The organism is Sphingobacterium anhuiense (genome assembly GCF_042686355.1).
Classification (GTDB): Bacteria; Bacteroidota; Bacteroidia; order Sphingobacteriales; family Sphingobacteriaceae; genus Sphingobacterium; species Sphingobacterium anhuiense.
Genome location: NZ_JBHUPE010000004.1, coordinates 1414784 through 1437077 on the forward strand (window position 1 = coordinate 1414784; position 22294 = coordinate 1437077).

Annotated in this window: 10 protein-coding genes; 7 read left to right on the forward strand and 3 right to left on the reverse strand. The window is 40.2% G+C overall.

The features are described from left to right. Window positions 1-250 precede the first annotated feature (250 nt). On the reverse strand, window positions 251-4309 hold the full coding sequence (locus ACFS6I_RS11720; protein ID WP_380920706.1) for a hybrid sensor histidine kinase/response regulator transcription factor: 4059 nt from the start codon (window positions 4307-4309) through the stop codon (window positions 251-253). A 429-nt stretch (window positions 4310-4738) separates the two neighbouring features. Between ACFS6I_RS11720 and ACFS6I_RS11725 the strand changes: the two genes are divergently transcribed. The 7 genes from ACFS6I_RS11725 (at window position 4739) to ACFS6I_RS11755 (ending at window position 18224) form a co-directional block, all read left to right on the forward strand. After that, window positions 4739-7906, forward strand: coding sequence for a SusC/RagA family TonB-linked outer membrane protein (locus ACFS6I_RS11725; RefSeq protein WP_380920708.1), 3168 nt, complete (start codon window positions 4739-4741; stop codon window positions 7904-7906). A gap of 11 nt (window positions 7907-7917) precedes the next feature. Beyond that, window positions 7918-9825, forward strand: coding sequence for a RagB/SusD family nutrient uptake outer membrane protein (locus tag ACFS6I_RS11730; protein ID WP_380920710.1), 1908 nt, complete (start codon window positions 7918-7920; stop codon window positions 9823-9825). Window positions 9826-9861: 36 nt separating this feature from the next. Beyond that, window positions 9862-12729, forward strand: a complete 2868-nt coding sequence (locus ACFS6I_RS11735; RefSeq protein ID WP_380920712.1) for a SusC/RagA family TonB-linked outer membrane protein — start codon at window positions 9862-9864, stop codon at window positions 12727-12729. Between the two features lie 23 nt (window positions 12730-12752). Next, on the forward strand, window positions 12753-14522 hold the full coding sequence (locus ACFS6I_RS11740; protein WP_380920714.1) for a RagB/SusD family nutrient uptake outer membrane protein: 1770 nt from the start codon (window positions 12753-12755) through the stop codon (window positions 14520-14522). Between the two features lie 21 nt (window positions 14523-14543). Continuing rightward, window positions 14544-15578, forward strand: a complete 1035-nt coding sequence (locus tag ACFS6I_RS11745; protein ID WP_380920716.1) for a DUF5627 domain-containing protein — start codon at window positions 14544-14546, stop codon at window positions 15576-15578. A 4-nt stretch (window positions 15579-15582) separates the two neighbouring features. After that, window positions 15583-17292 (forward strand): endo-1,4-beta-xylanase, encoded by a 1710-nt coding sequence (locus tag ACFS6I_RS11750; protein WP_380920718.1) that lies wholly within the window; start codon window positions 15583-15585, stop codon window positions 17290-17292. Between the two features lie 98 nt (window positions 17293-17390). Then, window positions 17391-18224, forward strand: a complete 834-nt coding sequence (locus ACFS6I_RS11755) for a sialate O-acetylesterase (RefSeq protein ID WP_380920720.1) — start codon at window positions 17391-17393, stop codon at window positions 18222-18224. A gap of 104 nt (window positions 18225-18328) precedes the next feature. On the opposite strand, the gene ACFS6I_RS11760 is transcribed toward ACFS6I_RS11755, so the two are convergent. Together ACFS6I_RS11760 and ACFS6I_RS11765 are read right to left on the reverse strand one after the other, a co-directional pair. Continuing rightward, on the reverse strand, window positions 18329-20086 hold the full coding sequence (locus ACFS6I_RS11760; protein WP_380920722.1) for a glycoside hydrolase family 43 protein: 1758 nt from the start codon (window positions 20084-20086) through the stop codon (window positions 18329-18331). A 137-nt stretch (window positions 20087-20223) separates the two neighbouring features. Beyond that, the gene (locus tag ACFS6I_RS11765; RefSeq protein ID WP_380920724.1) at window positions 20224-22263 is read right to left on the reverse strand and encodes an alpha-glucuronidase; all 2040 of its coding nucleotides are present in this window, start codon (window positions 22261-22263) and stop codon (window positions 20224-20226) included. Window positions 22264-22294: the final 31 nt, after the last annotated feature.

A 22294-nucleotide genomic window follows, 5' to 3' on the forward strand; every position in this document is an offset into this window, starting at 1 on the left:
GATCAAAATCCGACTACATTTAAATCTGGTACTGGAACTAGAAAAAATACTAGGAGTCTGCTTTCATTAACCCCTAAAAAGAAAAAAAAGAAAGCTTAAATAAGGGTTAGGCCTCCCTTCATTTCCCTAATTTTAAAAAGGCTTATCCCATCACAGATAAGCCTTTTTATCAATCGTTTCCTTTTATCTGCAGCTCCTTATTTAATATTATTCCTGACCTTTCTCTCCTATATAATTCGCGCCAATAATATTATTTAACCAGATTCTTTTGTGCTTGTATATACTCCGACGGTGTCATTTTATATTTTGCCTTAAATACTTTCGTAAAATAATTCGGATTTGAAAATCCGGTCTCATAAGCAATCTCCGATATCGAGTTACTATTTTTTTCCAATAAATTTGCAGCACGTTCTAATCTTACCGAACGGATAAAATCTACAGGACTCATTCCAGAAAATTCAAGCAATCTATTATACAAAGATGTTCTACTAATGGACAAATGACTACTCAACAACTCAACAGAAAGTTGTGGATTATCTAAATTTTCATAAACATATTCAAATACGCTCTGTAAAAACTTCTCCTTTTCTGACATCACCTCAACTTCTGGTGAAACAAAAGAGAGCTGCTTACTATAAGTATCTTTAAAAGCTTGATTAAGCAGCAGTAGACTATTCACTTTTGCTAATAATGCGGCCATATCAAATGGTTTAGAAATATAATCTACTGCTCCCGACTCTAAACCGCAGACTAAACCATTTTCTACTCTAGAAGCTGTCAATAAAATAATTGGAATATGTTTTGTTCGTTTATCCCGCACCAGTTTCTGCGTCAATTCCATTCCATTCATAATGGGCATCTGCACATCAGAAATTATCAGATCCGGATGATGAAATAATGCTTTTTGCCATCCTTCTTGACCGTTTGATGCTTCGAAAGTTTGATATAAAGGATCGAGCCTACTTTTTAGAAAACCGCGAAAGTCATCATCATCCTCAATAATCAATACAACGGGTCTCAGACGCATATGCGGATCAGCAGCATCCTGTTCGACACCTATAACAGCTTGTACAACTTCTTCTTGAGCGACATCCATTTTTTCTAAAAATAGATCAAAAGAAAAAGTGCTTCCAAAGCCTGGTTCACTCTCTACACATAATTTACCACCATACATTTTAACAAATGAATCTGCGATGGACAAACCGATGCCAGATCCTTGGTTCAAAACATTACCCTGTGTATCATGCTGGTAGAAACTGTCGAAAATCGCTTCATGCGATTCTTTGGGAATACCAATACCATCATCCTTGATCACAATTTTAACTTTTATTTTATCGCCCTCCTCCTGTACTTCCACCGATTTTATATACACAGAAATATGACCTCCCTTAGCAGTAAATTTAAACGCATTAGATAATAAATTAAAGATAATTCGCTCTATTTTATTATGGTCAAAAGCAGTTAGTACATGATCTTCACAAGAAATAAAACGATAGTTGATCTCCTTTTGGATGGCCATATCACTAAAGGAGTCATACATATCTTTTACAAAGGATACTAAATCCCCTTTCGTATTATGTAATTTAAGCTCATTCTCTTCCATTTTCCTAAAATCAAGCAATTGATTAACAAGATTAAGCAGTCTATGGGCATTACGCTTGATCAGAGCAATCTGTTGAGATGTTTCTTTGTCTTTCTCTTTAAGCAGTAAAATCTCTATCGGTCCTGTAATTAAAGAAATAGGTGTTCGAAATTCATGACTTAAATTCGTCAAAAATTTGATCTTCATCTGATCCAGCTGATGAAGATTATCCGCATCACGACGCTCCTGTTCCAAAACAAACTTTTGTTTTAGTTTCCGCACACCGCGACTCTTTAACCAATATAACCCCGATAAAAACAAAATGCCATAAAACACAAATGCGTAACCTTTTAACCATATAGGAGGTTCAACATAAACAACTATAGATTTGATTTCATCATCCCATATCCCATCGTTATTACTCGCTTTTACTTCAAATGTATATTCTCCTGGATCCAAATTGGTGTAGTAAGCAGCATGATCCCCATGAGCTTTAATCCAATCCTTATCAAACCCTTTCAAGCGATATTGATATTGATTGTCTTCTGATACAGTCAGATTCAATGCAGCAAATGAAATTGAAAAGTTTTGTTTATACTTCAAATTGATCCTTTCTGCCGTTAACAGTGATTCAGATAGTATGCCTTCTTTAGAAGGTTTGATCACCTTATTATCAATCTTTAATTCCGTTAATACAGGTTTAGAAGGATTCGTATTAATTTTTAAATTTTTAGGGTAAAAATGATTAAATCCTTCTTGACCACCAAAATATACTTCTCCATCAGGCAGCATGAGACCTGCCCCTATCGCAAATGCCCCCTCCTGTAAGCCAACAGAATAGGCATAATTTTTAAACGTTTTTTGCAAGGGATCATAACAGCTCAAGCCTTTATTCGTACTAAACCACATTTTTCCCGTATTATCTTCAACGATACTCTGTACGACATCATTGATCAAACCTTCGCGTTCAGACAGTGTTTTAAACTGCTTATCACCTTTTTGCAGCAACCCGACTCCATTGCCATTTGTACCTGCATACACATTTCCAGCCCGGTCGGTATAGATTGATAGCACATAGTTGTTCGGCAGAGCATTTGCATTTTTGTTATAATACATGGTTTTACGGGTGTATGGATTGTAGACAAAAATACCTGCACCGTAGGTCCCTACCCACATATTACCATCATGATCCTTTCTTAAAGCACGGATAAAATCTGCAGAAGGTGCAATCTCATCCGCTTTGGGATTATCAGAACGACGAAATTTTTTAACCGCACCATCTTTAAGTCTTATCACATTAATTCCACCGCCGTTTGTTCCGACCCAGATATCACCATAGATATCTTTCTCTAAACTAAAGACTTCGCTATTATTAAGTTGGTTTTCACCAGGTCCTGTCAGATATTGCGCACGTGATTGTGTTTCTAAATTGAACTTGATCACTCCCTTACCAAAAGTTCCCAGCCATATATCGCCAGGATGATCTCCATTTTTTAATGCTAAAACCGTTAGATTTTGATCTCCAATCGGAATAGCTGTCAGTTTATCCAAGCTACGGTCATACCGATAAAGACCACCTCCATCAGTACCCACCACAACCTGACTCTTAAAAGGTAAAAATGAAGTAATCATACTGACTTCATTCTTTCCATAACTGTCGATCGTTTTAAGGTTAAACTGATTCAGGTTCACATCAAATTTATTTAACCCTCCCTGTACGGTGCCCACCCAATAAATTCCGAATTTATCCAGGTAAATAGAACGGACCGATTTATGGCTTATACTTCTCATATTTCGAGGATCCTTATTAAAAATTTTAAGCTCAAAATTCTCTGTATTCAATACCCCTAATCCATTATCCGTACCAATCCAAAGCCCTCCTTTTGTATCGTTAGCAATACTATAAATTCGCTGACTGCCTAATTTAGCACCTCCCGATTCTTGAAACAAAGAAAACTGATCTTCATGATCACCCTTATATAAAAGCCCTTGTAGCGAGGAAACCCAGATACGTTTCTGCTCATCTTCTTCAATGCAGGTCAGTTCCATGAGCTGTCTATCAGCTTTCAAAGGATCCTGAGCAGGATAAACTTTACTTTCTTTCAAATTCGATGCAAACTGATATATTCTATTTTCGGCAGCAATCCACATGCGTCCTTGACTGTCTCTAAAAATATATCTGGAGGTCATTTTGAAAAACTTCTTTTCGATGTCGGTATAGCGTATGTCAAGTGGTTTGCCAATATCTTTGACATTGATAATAAAGAGTCCTCCATATGAACCTACCCAGATATTCCCTGCGATATCCGTATTAATCGTTGTTATTGCGGTACTCAACCATTTACCATCCACATGTTTATCATAACTGACAATTTTATCCAATTTACGGTCATAATAACTTAAGCTTCCGCCATTGGTGCCTATCCAAACACGTCCTACGGCATCCTCACATAAAGCTGTGATATGATTAGATTTCAAACCCGCTTCTACATCGGCATTATAACGATAAACTTTAAACGTGTATCCATCAAATCGATTTAACCCATCTTCAGTTCCAACCCATAAAAAACCATAGCTATCTCGATAAGTACTAAAAACAGTATTGGACGATAAACCATTTTTTATCGTATAGTGTTCAAATGAATACGGCAGCTCCTGCGCGTTAGCAACTGAGCAGAAAATTAAGGTAATAACAATAATAATTTTACACTTCAATATATTCAACATATTTAGGTTTAATAAGATAATGGTTAAAGGTGGACAACAATACTTTTGAATAGCGGTCACCGTTATCCTAAACTATCAAAAAAAATAGATTATTTGATGATTTAAATCCAATTTTAACATACTTACTCATCATTTGAACATTCTTACCTCAACGAGAATGTTACATCAGCTAGTTTTGAATTAGTAATTATAAACCAACCGTCAAAAATAAATTTCACTACTTGTTGTTAGACCTAACCTACCTAATAGCAACCGGAAACTTTATGCACGGCATTTACACAAACCACTTAGATTATAATAGAATTATGAGCACAGTAAACAGTACCTAAAAACCTACTAAGATAGATCACTATCACCTTTAATCAATGCGCTACAATGGAGCAAACCGATTTATGATTTCAAACCAATAACTAAACAGTAAAAATTATTATGATGATTAAATATACCATCACACTCATTTGGTATGAGAAAAAACTATGGGGTATTTTCCTGCTCTATAGCGCAGCACTGCTGCTCTTATTGCTCGCAGCTGCACCGCTATATGCACAAGAGCTAAGACAAATCCGGGGTACAGTCGTAGACCAAAAGCAACAAGCAGTAGAAAATGCTTCCGTTAAAGTCAAAGAAGGAACAGCAGGAATTTCAACAGATATAAATGGCTCTTTCACTATTCAGGTACCCAAAAACAGGAATACACTTGTTATTACCAAAGTTGGATACCTAAAAACAGAAGTCCAAATTAATGATAAAAGTGACTTACAGATCGTACTCAACAGTGCCAACATCGATATTGACGAAATTGTTGTGGTGGGTTACGGCATCCAGAAAAAAGAAACTGTTGTGGGAGCAGTGACACAGACCTCTGGGAAAGTCTTAGAAAGAGCTGGCGGTGTAGCCAGTGTTGGTGCGGCCCTGACCGGTAATGTCCCTGGGGTAGTCACGACCGCAAGTACCGGGATGCCGGGAGAAGAAGATCCACGTATCGTGATTCGCGGACGCAGCACTTGGAACAATACCGATCCATTAACCATGGTAGATGGAGTCGAACGTCCCTTGAGCAGTGTCGATATCAGTTCGATTGAAACCGTATCCGTATTAAAAGATGCAACCGCTACTGCCGTATATGGTGTACGTGGAGCAAACGGAGTTATCCTCATTACCACTAAAAGAGGTAAAGAAGGAAAAGCTTCCGTACGAGGTACAGTGAATAATATCATAAAAACAGTGTCCCAATTGCCTGGAAAAATGGATTCATATGATGCCATGATGCTGCGCAATCGTGTCATCGAAAACGAATTGGCACTCTCTCCCAATAGCTGGGTTTCGTACCAACCCCAAGACCTGATCAACAGATATCGCTTCCCAGCCAATCTGGAAGAAAGAGAGCGCTATGTTAACACCAATTGGGCTGAGGAACTATTTAAGAAACATGCATTCTCGCAAAATAGCAATCTCAATATTGCAGGAGGTACCAATTTTGTAAAATATTTTGCCAGTGCCGATTACTTATACGAAGGCGATATGTTTCGCGAAAATGACAACAATCGCGGTTACAAACCCGGTTATGGTTTTAACCGCTTAAACATGCGTTCTAACTTAGATTTTCAGCTCACGCCAACCACCAAATTTTCAGCAAATCTAGCAGGGTCGCATGGAAGAAGAAAAAGCCCTTGGGGTGGCGGAAATGACTACAGCTACTGGATCGCCGCCTATACCGTACCTCCAGACGTCATTTACCCAAGATATGCAGACGGCACATGGGGATTTTATAAACCCGATTCACAAGTCGGTATAAATTCCGCACAGGCACTTGCAACATCTGGAGTAGAATTGACAACTACAAGTAAAATAACGTCAGATTTTATATTAGAGCAAGATCTCAAAATGTTTGTCGATGGGTTGAAAGTGAGAGGAAGTATATCGCTCGACAACACATTTGTAGAAGCTGGAAGAGGAGTTAACGACCTGTACAATAACGTACAAAGTAAATGGATTGATCCAGAAACCGGATTAGCCGTTTACGGACAAAATATAGATGGCAGCCGCTTTGATTTTGTAGAAGGGATCAACTGGGCTCAACAATCGGGAGCAGTCAATAACGGAATGACCTATAGACGCCTGTTCTACCAGTTGCAATTGGATTATGCCACCCGAATAGCAAACGATCATAACATTACAGCGATGGGTCTATTCAACCGAAATCAATATGCTACAGGAAGTATACAGCCATTTTATCGCGAAGACTGGGTATTCCGCACCACTTACAATTACAAAGGAAAATATATGCTTGATTACAGTGGAGCCTATACCGGATCTGAGAAATTTGCCCGCGGTTTCCGATTTGGATTTTTTAATTCTGGAGGTATAGGCTGGTTACTGTCTGAAGAAAATTTTATGAAAAACGTTTCCTTTATAGACATGCTGAAACTTCGTGCTTCCTATGGTGATATCGGAGATGACAATGTCAATGGGCGCTATCTGTACCTGACACAATGGTCATACGGCGGTCAGTCGCATATGGGGACTGTTGGTGAGGCTCCAGAGCACAGTACTTACACTTGGTACAGAGAAAATGAGCTGGGTAATCCGAATGTACGTTGGGAAAAAGTAAGAAAATTCAACTTCGGTACCGATTTCTCATTTTTTAAAGGAATTATTTCAGGTCAAGTGAATGTATTCAGTGACAAGCGGACCGATGTGTTGATCACTGGAAATAACCGTGCAATACCCGACTACTTCGGTGTCGCAGCACCAGCAGCCAACTTGGGCATCGTGACCAATAAAGGATATGAAGTAGAGTTAAAAGTCAATAAAGCGATTAATCAAAACTGGCGATTATGGGCTGATATGAACTTTACCCATGCCAAAGATAAAGTTATTGAAGGAGACAGTCCCGAATTACTACCGGAATATCAAAAGCTCAATGACAAGCAGATCAGTCAAACCTATACGCATGTCGGTAGTGGATACTATAATACATGGGATGAATTATATGCCAGTACCGTACATGATAATAACGATGGAAATAAACTACCTGGCAATTATCATATATTGGATTACAATGGCGATGGGTTGATCGATTCGAAAGATAATATCCCCTATGCCTACCCCTCTACTCCGCAGAACACATACAACCTAACGGTCGGATTTGACTGGAAAAACTTCAGCATCATGACACAATGGTACGGTGTCAACAATGTCACCCGTCAGGTCGTATTGAATAGTTTTGAAAGACAGCGCAATTTAGCTTATCACGAAGGATCCTATTGGTCCAAGGATCAAACAGACGCAGATGTACCTTTACCCCGCTGGCTTGCTACTCCGAGTAACTATACACAAGGGAGCCGTTTTATGTACGATGGATCTTACATCCGATTAAAGACTGCCGAGATTGCGTACAACTTGAATGCTGAAAACAATTTTATACGTCGTATGGGATTTCAGCATATTCGCATCTTTCTCAACGGTCACAACCTTTTATTCTGGTCCAAAATGCCCGATGATCGAGAATCCAATTATGCAGGTACAGGCTGGGCTTCACAAGGCGCCTACCCTACCGTCAAACGTTTTAACCTAGGCGCGAACATTACTTTTTAATCGATATGATGATGAAAAAATATTTAAAAATTATTGTTTCTTTTGGTGTTATAGTTTCCTCTTCATACATGAGTTCTTGTAAAAAGTACCTCGACAAAGAAGAACAATCTATTATCTCAGAAAAAGAAGCGTTTAAAAACTTCAATAATTTCCAAGGCTATACCGAAGAGCTATACCACTGTATTGTTAATTTCAGCAATCTCTACTGGACCAATTCCTGGAACTGGGGCGAAGACGAGATTACCTCCACTGCTGGCGACTATCACTTTATCCATAAAATCGATAATGGAAATTTTTGGGCCTGGCAGGCACAGCACGATGGCTGGGGTGCAGGATGGATGGAACAAAACGACTTTACAACGGAGTTTTTACCAGAAAATCGCAATATCAATAAAGACCTCTGGAATGCCGCTTGGTTCGGCCTTCGAAAAATTAGCATTGGTCTTGAAAATATGGATAAAATGACCGAAGCCACTCAGGAAGAACGGGACCTTATCAAAGGACAGTTACTCTTCTTTAGAGGTTGGTTTCACCATCGTTTGATGGAATACTTTGGCGGTATGCCTTATATCAATAAGGTATTGCCAAGTGATGAGAAACTAACACTTCCACGTCTCAATTACCATGAATGCGCAGATTTGGCCGCCGCAGATTTTCGTGAAGCCGCCAATCTTTTACCCATCAATTGGGATGATACCAATCCGGGAAAGAGGACCCTGGGTAAAAATGCGCTGCGCATCAATAAAATCATGGCTTTGGGTTATTTGGGTAAAAATTACCTGTGGGCAGGCAGTCCACTGATGAATTTTACAGTAACCGGCAGCCGTACCTATCAAGCCGACTACTGCAAAAAAGCAGCGGAAGCTTTTGGAGAATTACTGTCCCTGACCGAAAGTGGACAGGCTCCATATAAATTGGTGGACTTTGAAAATTATCATCTTAATTTCTATACGATAAGTGAAAATTGGGCACTCCCAGGAAGTACTGAAGCTATCTTTAGAGGACCTTACAATGCGGGCAACAACACCCATTATGGAACAAGTAAGCAGTATATGCCGAGCTTAATCACCGAAGGCGATGCTCTCAAATTTGTCCCTACAGCCAATTATGTCAATTATTATGGAATGGCAAACGGTCTCCCCATTAAAGATATCACACAAGCAGATGCAGAATCTGGATACGATCCGGCATATCCATGGAAAGGACGTGACCCAAGATTTTACAATGATATCGTCTTTGATGGTGTTAAGGTCATAAAAGGAACCATACCTCCCAAGGATAGACCGGAAAATGAATACCGATACGCCCAGCTCTATACCAATGGATCATATCGTAATATTCAGAATGGCAGCCGCACAGGTTATACACTTCGCAAATTTATTCCTTTAACAACAAACGATTATGACAGAGCATTTGACTATGGATCTAATATGCATATCTATGTTCCTTATATGCGTTTGGCAGATGTCTACCTGATGTATGCCGAAGCTGCAGCCATGGCAAATAATGCCGCTAATGGAAAAGCGGCAAATTATAATAAAACTGCGGTAGAGGCAGTCAATATCATTCGCAAACGTGCTGGAGCCGCTGCCGTAAACAGCAAATTCTTAGCTTCTTCTGATGCTTTTATGGGTGAATTACGCCGCGAAAGAGCTGTTGAACTCGCCTACGAAGGACATCGGTTCAATGATTTGAGAAGATGGCTTTTACTCACAGAAAGCCCATACACCCTAAAAACTGCACTTGAATTTGATAGAACAGGGACTTTTAATACAACTGACCCTACTCAAAACCGTGTGGTTAATATGAAAGAAAAAGTATTACTAGAACGAAAATTCACAAGCAAGCACTATTGGCTTCCCTTAAAAGTATCCGATGTCAGTATGTATCCTGAATTTTCACAAAATCCTGGATGGTAACTCAAATGAGCGATCAATTCATAAAATTATGAGACAATGAAATATAAAAAATTAAAAATAGCATTGTGCCTGAGTATGGTCGGTTTGGGTACGTTTGACGCATCGGCATCTCGCTTATTTCCATATAAAAACAATGCCCCAATATCACCAGCAAGATTCGGATTACAAGATACCCTGCAAACGGATACTACAGCGCTCATACAGGTGGCTTTTCGCAAGGTCAAAAAGCAAAATCTCATGGGTGAAGTCCAAGCGGTTAATCTTGCTCAATTAATGGAAAAAAATTATACAACCTATAGTCTCGAAAATCTCGACGCACTTGTTTCTGGCTATAATGGAAACATATGGGGATCTTCAGGTTATCTGCTGTTAGTGGATGGATTTCCTCGAGATGCCGAAAATGTTATGCCTACAGAAATTGATCAGATCTCGGTGCTGAAAGATGCAAATGCGATTGCACTTTATGGTAGCCGTGCAGCAAAGGGAGTCATCTATATAACCACCAAACGTGGAAAAGCAGGTACTCAAAAAATAAACATCCGTACCAATGCAGGGATCAATACCCCCATCAGTTATCCGAAATATCTCGGTTCTGCTGAATATATGACCCTCTATAATGAGGCCAGACGCAACGACGGACTTCCTGATCTATATACGCAAGAAAGTATTTATAAACATAGCACGGGAGAGAATCCCTATCGCTACCCAAATGTAGATTATTATTCATCAGATTACATTAAAAAAAGTTACAATAGATACGATGCGACAGCAGAAGTCTCCGGAGGTAACGAACGGACGCAATATTATACCAATTTTGGATTTTGGTCTGCGGGATCACTATTAAACTTTGGGGAGGCCGTGGACAACAATACGTCCAATCGCTTTAATATGCGGGGTAACATTAATGTTAACTTAAATAAGATTATTTCTTTAAATGTTGACGCTGCGGCAAGCTTCTATACATCCAAAGGAGTCAATACAGATTATTGGGCTGCTGCAGCAACAGGGAGACCACACCGCTTTTCTCCGCTCGTACCGATCAGTATGATTGAAGAAAGCGACGAAAACTCCATGATTTTTGTTAACAACAGTAACTTCCTCGTAGATGACAAATACTTACTAGGTGGTAGTCAATTGGATCAGACAAACGCTTTTGCTAATATCTATGCAGGTGGAAGCAATAGACACCTGAACAGACAATTTCAGTTTAACACAGGGTTAGATTTTAATCTAAACGATGTACTGGAGGGGTTAACATTTAAAACGGCAATGGCTATTGATTATCAAAATCAGTATAATCAATCGTATAATAACAATTATGCTGTATACCAAGCCAACTGGAACAACTACAATGGTACCGATCTCATCAGTAGTCTTACCAAATATGGTGACGATCGTGTTTCTGGAGTACAAAATATAGGCGGAAGTGCCTACCGACAAACGTTAGGCTTTACAGCGCAATTAAACTATGCCCGTACATTTAATGAGCAACACCATGTGTCCGCAATCGTGTTGGCTAATGCCTTTCAGATTGGACAGTCTGCAGCATATCATAAACAAAGCAATGCTAATCTTGGTCTACAGCTCGGATACCAGTTTGCTAATAAGTATTATGTTGATTTTAGTGCTGCTTTGCCACATTCTGCTAAATTACCAGAAGCCAAACGTAAAGCCATTTCACCAACTTTATCGATGGCATGGCGCATCAGTGAAGAAGAATTCATGAAGGACAACACTGTCTTTAACAACTTAAAATTAAAGGCTTCTGCTGGGATCATCAATACCGATCTCGATATACAGGATTACTATCTGTACCAGGGTTATTATACCTTCAACAATGCAGCATGGTACAGCTGGAGAGATGGTCAGCTGGTACACACCTTTGATCGTTTTAGAGGAGAAAACATGGATATGCGTTATCCACAGCGTAGGGAGATCACTTTTGGCATTGAAGCCGGTATGTACAATAACTTGGTGACATTTAACGCTTCTTATTTTTACAACCAGATGAATGGGATGCTCGTACAGCCAAATACGCTATATCCGATGTACTTTATGTCCTACTGGCCTACCTATTCAGACATGCCATTTGTCAACTTTAATATAGACGAACGCCAGGGTGTGGATTTTGGTTTAAATATCAATAAAACCTTTAACAACAGTTTTATCTCTTTAGGAGTAACGGGTCTGTACTATGACACAAAAGCTTTAAAACGTGATGAACTGTATGAAAATACTTATCAGAATCGAGCCAATAAACCACTGGATGCGCTATGGGGACTTCAAAATGAAGGGTTTTACCGTGATCAGGCCGATATAGACCAAGCTGCTACAAGTGGCTTTGGTGAAGTTAAGCCTGGAGACATTAAGTACAAAGATCAAAACGGGGATGGCGTAATTGACACACGCGACGAAATCTATCTCGGTAAAGCTGGTTGGGCAGGAGCTCCATTTTCACTCGGTTTTAATATCACTGCTAAATGGAAAAATGTGACATTATTTGCTGTTGCAACAGCAAGATATGGTGCACATGAAATGAAGAGCAGTTCCTATTTCAGGATGAAGGGTGAAGATAAATACTCCATTATAGCACGTGACCGTTGGACGGAAGAAAATAAAGAAACTGCGACATATCCACGTTTAACAACAGGAAACAGCGACAATAATTTACGAAGTTCAGATTTTTGGATGTACAAAACCAATCGATTCGATCTGTCCAAAGTACAGATTTCCTATGATTTCCCAACAAGTGTTCTCGGAAAGGGAATCGTTAAAGAACTCGGCATCTATACAAACGGTTATAATTTGATGACCCTTGCCAAAGAAAAAGAAACGATGCAACTCAACGTGGGTGGTACACCTAGAACAAGATTCTTCAATTTTGGTGTAAAGGCCTTATTCTAAATTATCAGTTAAAACTAATTGACATGAAAAAAATAATATGCATATTCAGCATTGCCTCTGCCCTATCTCTCACCTCCTGTGAAGATATGTTTGAGCCTGCTATCGAAAACATTTTAGATATCGAGACCGCATACGACAGGCCATTGTACGCACAAGGATTATTATTAAATGGCTATACAAGGGTGCCCACAAACAGTTGGTCATTTAACGATGTGGCCACAGACGATGCCGTAACTAATGAAAGGGCAAATGATTACCAGAAGATAGCTACCGGGCAATGGACTGCAATCAACAATCCGTTTGATCAATGGCGGAATAGCAAATCTGCAATACAGTATATCAACAACTTTTTAGCATTAACGGACAAAGTAAGTTGGGCCACAACAGCACATGTCACGACTATGTTCAATGATCGGATGAAAGGTGAAGCATATGGCCTCCGCGCCTTATTTATGTTTCATCTGCTTCAGTCCCATGCAGGAAAAACGAGCAGCGGTGAGCTTATGGGCGTACCCATTATACTTGAATATGAGGAATTATCATCCGATTTCAATCATAAAAGAGCCACTTTTGAAGCCAGTATGCAACAAATTTATGCCGATATTCAAAAAGCGGAGGACTTACTGCCCCTAGACTATGAAGATATTTCGTCAGATAGTCAGGTTCCTGCAAAATATCAAGCACTAGCCATTAAAATGGATGATTATAATCGCGTATTCGGTACACATTTCAGGTTACGAATGACAAAAAGGATTGCACAAGCCATTAAAGCCAAAGCTGCACTTATGGCCGCAAGTCCAGCATTTTCAAGTGGCAACAGCACGACATGGGCTGATGCCGCAAACTATGCAGGTCTGGTGATCCAACAAAAAGGAGGTGTATCTGGCATAGATCCACAAGGCGCATTATTCTATCAGCAAAATAGCGTGAATGCCATGAACGAAGGACGCAATACCTCCGAAGTACTATGGCGTGTAGACCGTGGTGATCCATCATCAAATTTAGAAGCGGATCAATTCCCACCAACTTTGTTTGGACGCGGGCGGATTAATCCCACTCAAAATCTGGTCGATGCATTTCCAATGGCCAATGGATATCCAGTGACCGATATCGCCAATAGCGGATTCAATCCTCAATCTCCCTATGATAACCGCGATCCGCGGCTTAAAAACTATATTTTAGTTAACGGGGCGACATCTGGCGTAAATAATACTGCAATTAATACAACTGTAAACAGTCCAACCAATGACGGTTTAAATAAAGTAGAAACATCCACGCGAACAGGCTATTATTTGCGTAAACTTTTACGTCAAGACGTCAATCTCAACCCTTCCTCTACATCGGGACAATATCACATCACGCCGCGTCTGCGTATGACCGAGATCTATCTCGCCTATGCCGAAGCAGCCAATGAAGCTTGGGGACCTACTGGCACTGGAACACAATCATTTTCGGCTTACGATATCATCAAAGCAATCCGAACACGTGCCGGTGTAGGGACAACTAATGGAGATCCCTACCTCAATCAGATCAAAAATAATAAAGAGCTGATGCGCGAACTCATCCGTAATGAAAGAAGATTGGAACTATGTTTTGAAGGTTTTCGCTTTTGGGACATCAGAAGGTGGAATAAAAATTTGACTGAAGCGGCACGGGGTATCAGTATTCAAAATAATACCTATACGATTTTCAATGTTGAAAACCGAGTCTATGAACCTTATATGCAATACGGTCCTATTCCCTATAGTGAAATCCTAAAATACAGTAACCTCGACCAAAACATGGGATGGTAAAACATTTTTAAAAATAATCAGATGAAAAAACTACATATATTTTCCGTTATACTCATATTCCTATTTACCTCCTGCAAAAATCAGGACTGGGAATTTCCAGACTTTCAATACCAGACCGTATACTTCGCATATCAATATCCTGTAAGGACTATTACGATGGGTGAAGACCTATTTGATACCGCATTAGATAATGAAGGTAAAGTTAAAGTAATGGCCACAACAGGCGGCGTCTACGATAATAAGAAAGACATCACCATTGATTTTACGGTAGACAACGCGATGACCAACAACATTGTATTCAATTCAACAGGTGCAGCTGTCACTCCTTTGCCGAGTAATTATTATACGATAGCATCCAATAAAATAGTGATTCCCAAAGGTAGCATAACCGGTGGAGTAGAAATACAGTTAACAGCAGATTTCTTTGCCGATCCTAAAGCCATCACCACCCATTACGTGCTTCCTATCCGTTTAGAAAACGTCATAAATGCAGACTCTATCCTGTCCGGAATTCCAAAAGCAGGAAGCCTACGACGCAAAGCAGTAGCTGGTGATTGGGACACTGCTCCGAAAGATTACATCTTCTACGCGATCAAATATATCAATACCTGGCAAGGCAATTACCTCCGCCGCGGCCGCGATGTCATCGTTGGTAAAAATGGAAATAATGCACTCAGTCAAACACAGAATAGAAGAAATGCATACGTCGAAAAAGATGAGGTAAAAAGCCTGACGACAGCGTCTTTGAAAAACACAATACTTCCCTTAACATTTAAGGATGTTGACGGTACAAATATCAACTGTAATCTGATGCTATCTTTCGACAATAACAATAATTGTCTCATCAGCTCTGCTACTACTGGGGTCACAGCATCAGGAAAAGGCAGCTTTGTAAAAAAGGGTGATAAAAATAGTTGGGGAAATACCGATCGTGATGTCTTGTATCTCGATTATCAAATCGATATGCAAAAGATGAATGTGAGTACCAAAGATACCTTAGTCATGCGTGATCGAGGTGTTAAAATGGAAACTTTTACTGTACAAGTAAAACCATAAAAATATGAAAAGATTACATACAAAGACAGGTATTGGCCTCATAGCAGGCCTCCTGTTCTGTTCCTGCGCAAAACATGAAATACTCCAATATGGGACAGAAAAGCCTGAAAGTCTTATCGCCCAAGAAAATATTGATTCCTACGCTCCATTGATTTCCTACATCGATAAAAATGCGCATCCAAATTTCAAATGGGGGCTGGCACTCAATATGGACGATTACCTGAATAAAGGCGTGATGTATCGTTTAGCAAACCGAAACTTCGAAGAAATGGTCATGGGCTACGAAATGAAACATGCCTCTATTGTACAAGCCGATGGCACGCTGAACTTAAGTAAACTGGAACGTTTGGTAATAGCGGCACAAGAAAACAACATGCAGCTTTTTGGCCATACCCTTACCTGGCATTCAGGACAAAATGCAACTTACTTAAATAGCCTGATTGCTCCGGTTAAGCTGCCCGCTGGTTCGGATCCCGGTCAAGGAGGCATCAATGTCCCTTCCGAATCTGGCTACGCCATGAAAATGACAAACCCATCAGTCGTAAACGCCTGGGAAGCACAGACGGCATACGACATTGCCGGTATTGAAACAAATACCGAATACATTTTAAAAATTGCAGCAAAAGGTAGTAAGGCAGGTAGTATAGGTATTGATCTCCAAGCCACGTCCAATTATACAGGTGATAGTTTTGGAGCAATTGCACTTACCACGGAATACAAAGAATACGAACTTAAATTAACGACCACTGCCGTTCGTAATCGATTTATTATCAATTTTGGACAATACGCTGGAACAGTTTTTATAGATGATGTCTCTTTAAAAAAGGTGGGCACAAATACCGATATCATCGCCGGAGGAAATTTTGAAAGTGGTATAAGAGGTTGGTTTGGCTGGGGCAATAGTTCTACCCGCTCACAATCCGCCGAAGGTGAAGGATATGGCGGACCTGGTGGAACTGTTATTGAAAAAACACCTGAGGAGAAAAAAGCCATACTTACCGATGCCTTGGAAACTTTTATTTCAGGGATGATGTCTGTAACCAAAGATTATGTCAAAGCTTGGGACGTGGTCAATGAGCCAATGTCCGATTGGCCTGATCAGTACGCCCTGAAAACTGGGATTGGAAAAACCGACTTGGCGGAGGACGAATTTTATTGGCAAGATTATCTGGGTAAAGACTATGCGGTAAAAGCCATTCAACTTGCCCGAAAATACGGAAATCCCAATGATATCCTTTTTATAAACGATTATGGTCTGGAAGGTGGTGGTAATAAATGTAAAGGTTTAATTGCCTACGTCAATTATGTTGAAAGTAAAGGCGCCAAGGTAGATGGCATCGGTACGCAGATGCATATCAATAGCACGGCCAATAAAGATGATATTGTTAACATGTACAAACTACTGGCGGCAACGGGCAAACTAATAAAAGTATCGGAGCTTGACATTGGTCTTGGCGACAACATTAAAACAGCCAATGCAACAGCGGCAATGTATCAGCAACAAGCAGATATGTACAAATTTGTCATTGAAAAATACTTTGAAATTATCCCGAAAGCACAACAATATGGGATCACCATCTGGAGTCCTTTGGACAGTCCTGATCGCGAAAACTCCTTTTGGAGAAGAGGTGAACCGATTGGAATCTGGACCGAATCCTTTGTTCGGAAACCGGCCTATCAAGCCGTAGCAGAGGCACTTCGAAATCAAAAATAAGCTGATCACAAGTAAAATTAGCACAAAACAATAGCTAAATACAGGATAAAAGAGAGGGAAAAAACTTCCCTCTCTTTTAAATTAGAATACCTAAAACCATGAGAAAAAACACGTTAAAATTTCAATTTCTTTTACTGTTTTTATTTTTCTGCACGCTTGGATATGCGCAGGACAAAAACTTTCATATCTATTTGTGTTTTGGTCAATCCAATATGGAAGGACATAGTAAATTTGAAGATCAAGACACCTTAGGCAACAATCGTTTCTATTCACTTCAAGCAGTTGACTGTCCGGACCTCAATCGTAAAAAAGGAGAATGGTACCTCGCCAAACCTCCAATCACCCGATGTAATACCGGTCTTACGCCTGCAGACTATTTTGGTAGAACCCTAGCTGAAAATCTACCCGATAGCATCCGTATTGGAATCATAAATGTCTCCATTGGCGGTTGCCATATCCAATTGTTTGATAGAGATAGCGTAACAAATTATGTAGAAAGAGCACCGCAGTGGATGAAAGGAATGTTAGCGGCTTACGACAATAATCCCTATGACAGATTGGTTGAAATGGCCAAGGTTGCCCAGCACACAGGTGTCATCAAAGGAATTTTACTCCATCAGGGCGAATCAAATACAGGTGACCAGGATTGGCCCAACAAAGTAAGCCGAGTATATCATAACCTATTGGAAGATCTCGCATTACAGGAAGAAGAAACACCACTTTTAGCTGGTGAACTATTAGCCGCAGATCAGGGAGGCAGATGTGCGAGCATGAATACCATCATTCACACGTTACCCCAAACCCTCAAAAATGCACATATTGTCTCTTCAAAAGATTGTGAAGGTGTAGCAGATGGCCTGCATTTTAGCGCTGCAGGCTATAGAAAGCTGGGGATTAATTATGCGCAGGTCATACTGAGTTTAAAACCTTAATCAATAGCGATACAAAAGCTTTAAATTAAACTAAAAAAATATGCTTATCAGAGAAAATACATATTCGTATTTCCTTGATAAGCATATCAATAAAGACCGTCACCCTATTTTGCTACCGGTGTTTCATAGGCAGATGTTGCATAAAGACCAATCATCGCTCCTGTAAATCCGCCTGCAACATCCGTTGACAGAATATCGCCAGATACCGTTCCGCCCAGATATTGAAAAGAACTTCCATCTAACGCATACGAAAATGTATAGTCATCGCCTGTAGCGCTAACACGCAATTTCATTTTACCCGATCTACTGAGCTTCTGTTGCGCAAGTACTTTTGTTATGCCATTTTCAGTCCGTTCGAGTTGGATGTAATATTCATTATTGGATTTTGTAACACCCAATACATAGTTGAATTTTTCACTTTGTAAACAGGTAATACCGGCAAAGTCCTTTTCAGAACCTGGAGTATAATCCATTTCTACCTCCGCCGCAAATGCGATGTGCTGCTGTCTGTAAAACAGTGCCGAAATTGGTTTTTTCTCCTGAACAGTAACCGCAAATGGTTTGATTGCCAACCCCTTCTTTTCATCCACTAAGAACTTTTCACGAGGTCCCCGCAAGGCTATCCACCGCTCATCCAACGTTTTTCCATTTAATTTGTCGTTAAAGGTGAAATTTCCATTGGGGAAAAATCCGGATTTATCTTTACTGCTTTCAATCCCTTTTGGTGTATGCACCAATGCTTTAAGGGGCTCCATTCCACCTTTAAAAATCGGCCATTCACCCGACCAGTCAACGGGCAGCACAAATGTTTCCCGACCGGTGTTTACACGATTCTTTTCATTTGGTCTAACCGCCAAAAATACACCGTACCATTCCCCATCAGCAGTTTGAACTAGATCTGCATGACCTGCCCAATCGACTTTATTGGGTCTATCAGCAGGGAGATGACGCTGTGAAAGAATCGGATTATTTTTTGCAGGAGTATAAGGCCCCATCGGATGACTGCTGGAAAAAATAACCTCACTGTGATTCCCTCCAGTACCCCCTTCTGCACACATCAAATAATACTGTCCATTTTTCTTGTAAATATGCGGTGCTTCAATCCAGATGGGTTGCTTGGCAAGATCTACTCCCCCATCAACAATGATCTTACTCGTACCCGGGATCACCTGATCAGTCGCGACATCGTATTCCCAGATCTTGATCACCCGATGGCCTGTGTACAATTCTTTCCCCTTATCCGGAGCATCGTTATGCACCACATATGCCTTTCCATTATCATCAAAAAATAAAGCCGGATCAATTCCATCAAACTGTAATTTAATCGGATCAGACCAATTGTTTGCTTTCGGATCTTTAGTTTTAACAACCATATTACCGATCCCCGAAGCAAACTGCGTTGTGATCATATAAAAGGTATCATTATTTGGATTATACATAATATCCGGCGCATATACCCCCTCACTGATACCTGCAGTACCGACCTGCAACTGAGACTCACGGTTTAGTACATGGCCGATCTGCTTCCAGTTCACCATATCATGGGAATGAAAAATAGGAACTCCAGGAAACATCACAAATGAAGAAGCGACTAAATAATAATCATCTCCCTTTCTGGTGATACTGGGATCAGGATAGCATCCCTGTAAAATAGTACTGTAAAATTGACCCGGCACTATTGGATTTTCACTATAGAAAGCATCCTTGCCGGTGTATTTAAAATTACTGTACAAGGGCTGCCCTACCACTTTTCCAACCGGCTCTTTTCTCTCATCTGCGCGCATTGTCTGACAGGATGAGAGTACAGTAAAAGCAAATAGGCAGGACAATAATCCTAATTGTATATGTTTTTTCTGTTGCATGATTTGCATCTTATCTTTGTTATTTATGTTTTCAATAATTTTTTAATTCATCATAAGTTAAACAGGCTATCGTCCATTCAACATAGAAAACCCATCATTCCCCTTACTAACCACTTACTGCTGTGCGCAATAAGACGTTAATTATGATGTTTCATATTCAGTTTGATCTTCTTCAAATCCTCCAATTCATGTACAGGTCTTTCGATATCATAAGGTATAGGTCTTTTGGAATATGTTTGAAAATAAAGGAGACAGGCATCTTTCCACCATACCGCATCTTTAGCTTGAATCTTCAGTTTCGATTGCACTTCAGCAAAACGTTGTTGATCGACCTGGTTTTCCAATCTATCCCACACTTTTTGCATGTCGCGTACCTGCTTTACCCCGAGATCATATTGATAGCATAATTCATCCCACAAGGATAAGCCGCTTTTCATCGTATAATGCCACGGCACATGATGAAACCAAAGTAAATACTGATCTGGACATAGCAGGATATCACCATATATGTTCGCGACATGAGGACTGTATTGTGAGATTGCGTTGCTCCCTCTTGCTGTCCGGTCAAACCCTACACCTATCGTATCTGCTTGATGATAATACCAGGGCATCCAATCGGGACGTCCACCTTTTTGATCGCCCCACGGTTCCGGTCCATAATGATGGTCGAAAGCAAAGATATGATGCAGCCCGAGTGGCATCATATAATTTACAGCAGCTTCCCGTGAAGTCATCATCATTTCTTTCACAGCAGCTATAAACTGCTTATCTTTCGAAAATGTCATTGCGATCCATTCTTCCGCAATTTGTTCAGACGCGAGCTGATGATTCCACGCCAGTCTTCCATAGGCATACCAATTCGCCTGTGCAAAGTGGTGACCTGTCCAATTGGTATCATCGCCAATATTCGCCACCGCTGCAATTGCTGTCTTTCGCGCAGGCCGTAAGGTGCCATCCGTAAACCTGGCGACTGTACTTCCCTTTCCATCCGCATAAGTATCATGATCCAATGTCTCTTGAAATAGCGGCGCTAAATAAACCAAATGGTTCGAAAATCCCAGATACTCTTGCGTGATCTGAAATTCAACCATTTCATGACTTTTTTTAAGTGCACCAAAGAGTGGATTAAAGGGTTCACGAGGCTGAAAATCGATCGGTCCATTCTTGATTTGAATAATCACATTATCGCTAAACTGCCCATCGAGTGGCACAAATTCCTGATAGGCCTGCTTGGCACGATCCTCTGTCGAGGGATTGTAAACAAACGCCCGCCACATCACAAGAGCCTGATAAGGTTTTAAAATAGCCGCAAGCATATTTGCCCCCTCAGCATGCGTTCTGCCATAATCCTGAGGACCAGGTTGGCCTTCCGAATTCGCTTTCACCAAAAAACCGCCGAAATCAGGAATAACACTGTAAATCTCTTTGACTTTATTCTTCCACCACAAAATTACCTGCGGATTTAAAGGGTCTGAATCTGACGTACCACCCAATATCTTGGGTGATGAAAAGTTAACAGATAAATAAACTTTGATGCCATATCGGCGAAAAACATCACTCAGACCTTTTAATTTCAGCAAGTATTCAGAACTCAAAATTTGAGGTGAAGCGTTCACGTTATTAATCACAGTAGCATTGATACCAATAGAGGCATTAGCACGTGCATACGCTTCATATCGCGGAGACAGCTGTCCGGGCAGATCATCCCATTGCCACAACGAATATCCGGCGTAACCACGTTCAACGGTGCGATCCAGATTGTCCCAATGATTGAGCATACGGATATTAAACGATGGTATTTCTTCCACATTCAAATTTAAAACCTGTTGATCCGTTTCCTGTAATTGCAACAGATGGTAAGCTGCATATAATAAACCGGCGGGCTCATGTGCGGTCACCTTAATCCGATCTCGATGGCCTGTTATTTTAAAACCATCTTTCAAATGCGTCAACTTTTTGTCTAGTTTTAAATCAATAGACTGTCCCTTCCAAAAAGTAGCTAACTCGTGCTGTGCTTGTACGGCAACCGGATTTTTAGCATCAGCCGTTATCGATCTATTTTTAGCCATTTCTTTAGAAACAGGAGTATACCTAAGCCAAAGCTTACTTCCATCTTCAGCGTAGAGACAAGAAAAAGAAAAAATAAAGAACAAAAGCAATAGACGTATTTTCATCATAAGATTAAAAATCAGGTTTATAATAGGTTAG

Excerpts from the sequence above, each read along its gene's own strand:
- ACFS6I_RS11725 (WP_380920708.1), top strand. The coding sequence starts at position 4,739 with ATGATGATTAAATATACCATCACACTCATTTGGTATGAGAAAAAACTA.
- ACFS6I_RS11740 (WP_380920714.1), top strand. The coding sequence starts at position 12,753 with ATGAAAAAAATAATATGCATATTCAGCATTGCCTCTGCCCTATCTCTC.
- ACFS6I_RS11750 (WP_380920718.1), top strand. The coding sequence starts at position 15,583 with ATGAAAAGATTACATACAAAGACAGGTATTGGCCTCATAGCAGGCCTC.
- ACFS6I_RS11745 (WP_380920716.1), top strand. The coding sequence starts at position 14,544 with ATGAAAAAACTACATATATTTTCCGTTATACTCATATTCCTATTTACC.
- ACFS6I_RS11760 (WP_380920722.1), bottom strand. The coding sequence starts at position 20,086 with ATGCAACAGAAAAAACATATACAATTAGGATTATTGTCCTGCCTATTT.
- ACFS6I_RS11755 (WP_380920720.1), top strand. The coding sequence starts at position 17,391 with ATGAGAAAAAACACGTTAAAATTTCAATTTCTTTTACTGTTTTTATTT.
- ACFS6I_RS11720 (WP_380920706.1), bottom strand. The coding sequence starts at position 4,309 with ATGTTGAATATATTGAAGTGTAAAATTATTATTGTTATTACCTTAATT.
- ACFS6I_RS11765 (WP_380920724.1), bottom strand. The coding sequence starts at position 22,263 with ATGATGAAAATACGTCTATTGCTTTTGTTCTTTATTTTTTCTTTTTCT.
- ACFS6I_RS11730 (WP_380920710.1), top strand. The coding sequence starts at position 7,918 with ATGAAAAAATATTTAAAAATTATTGTTTCTTTTGGTGTTATAGTTTCC.
- ACFS6I_RS11735 (WP_380920712.1), top strand. The coding sequence starts at position 9,862 with ATGAAATATAAAAAATTAAAAATAGCATTGTGCCTGAGTATGGTCGGT.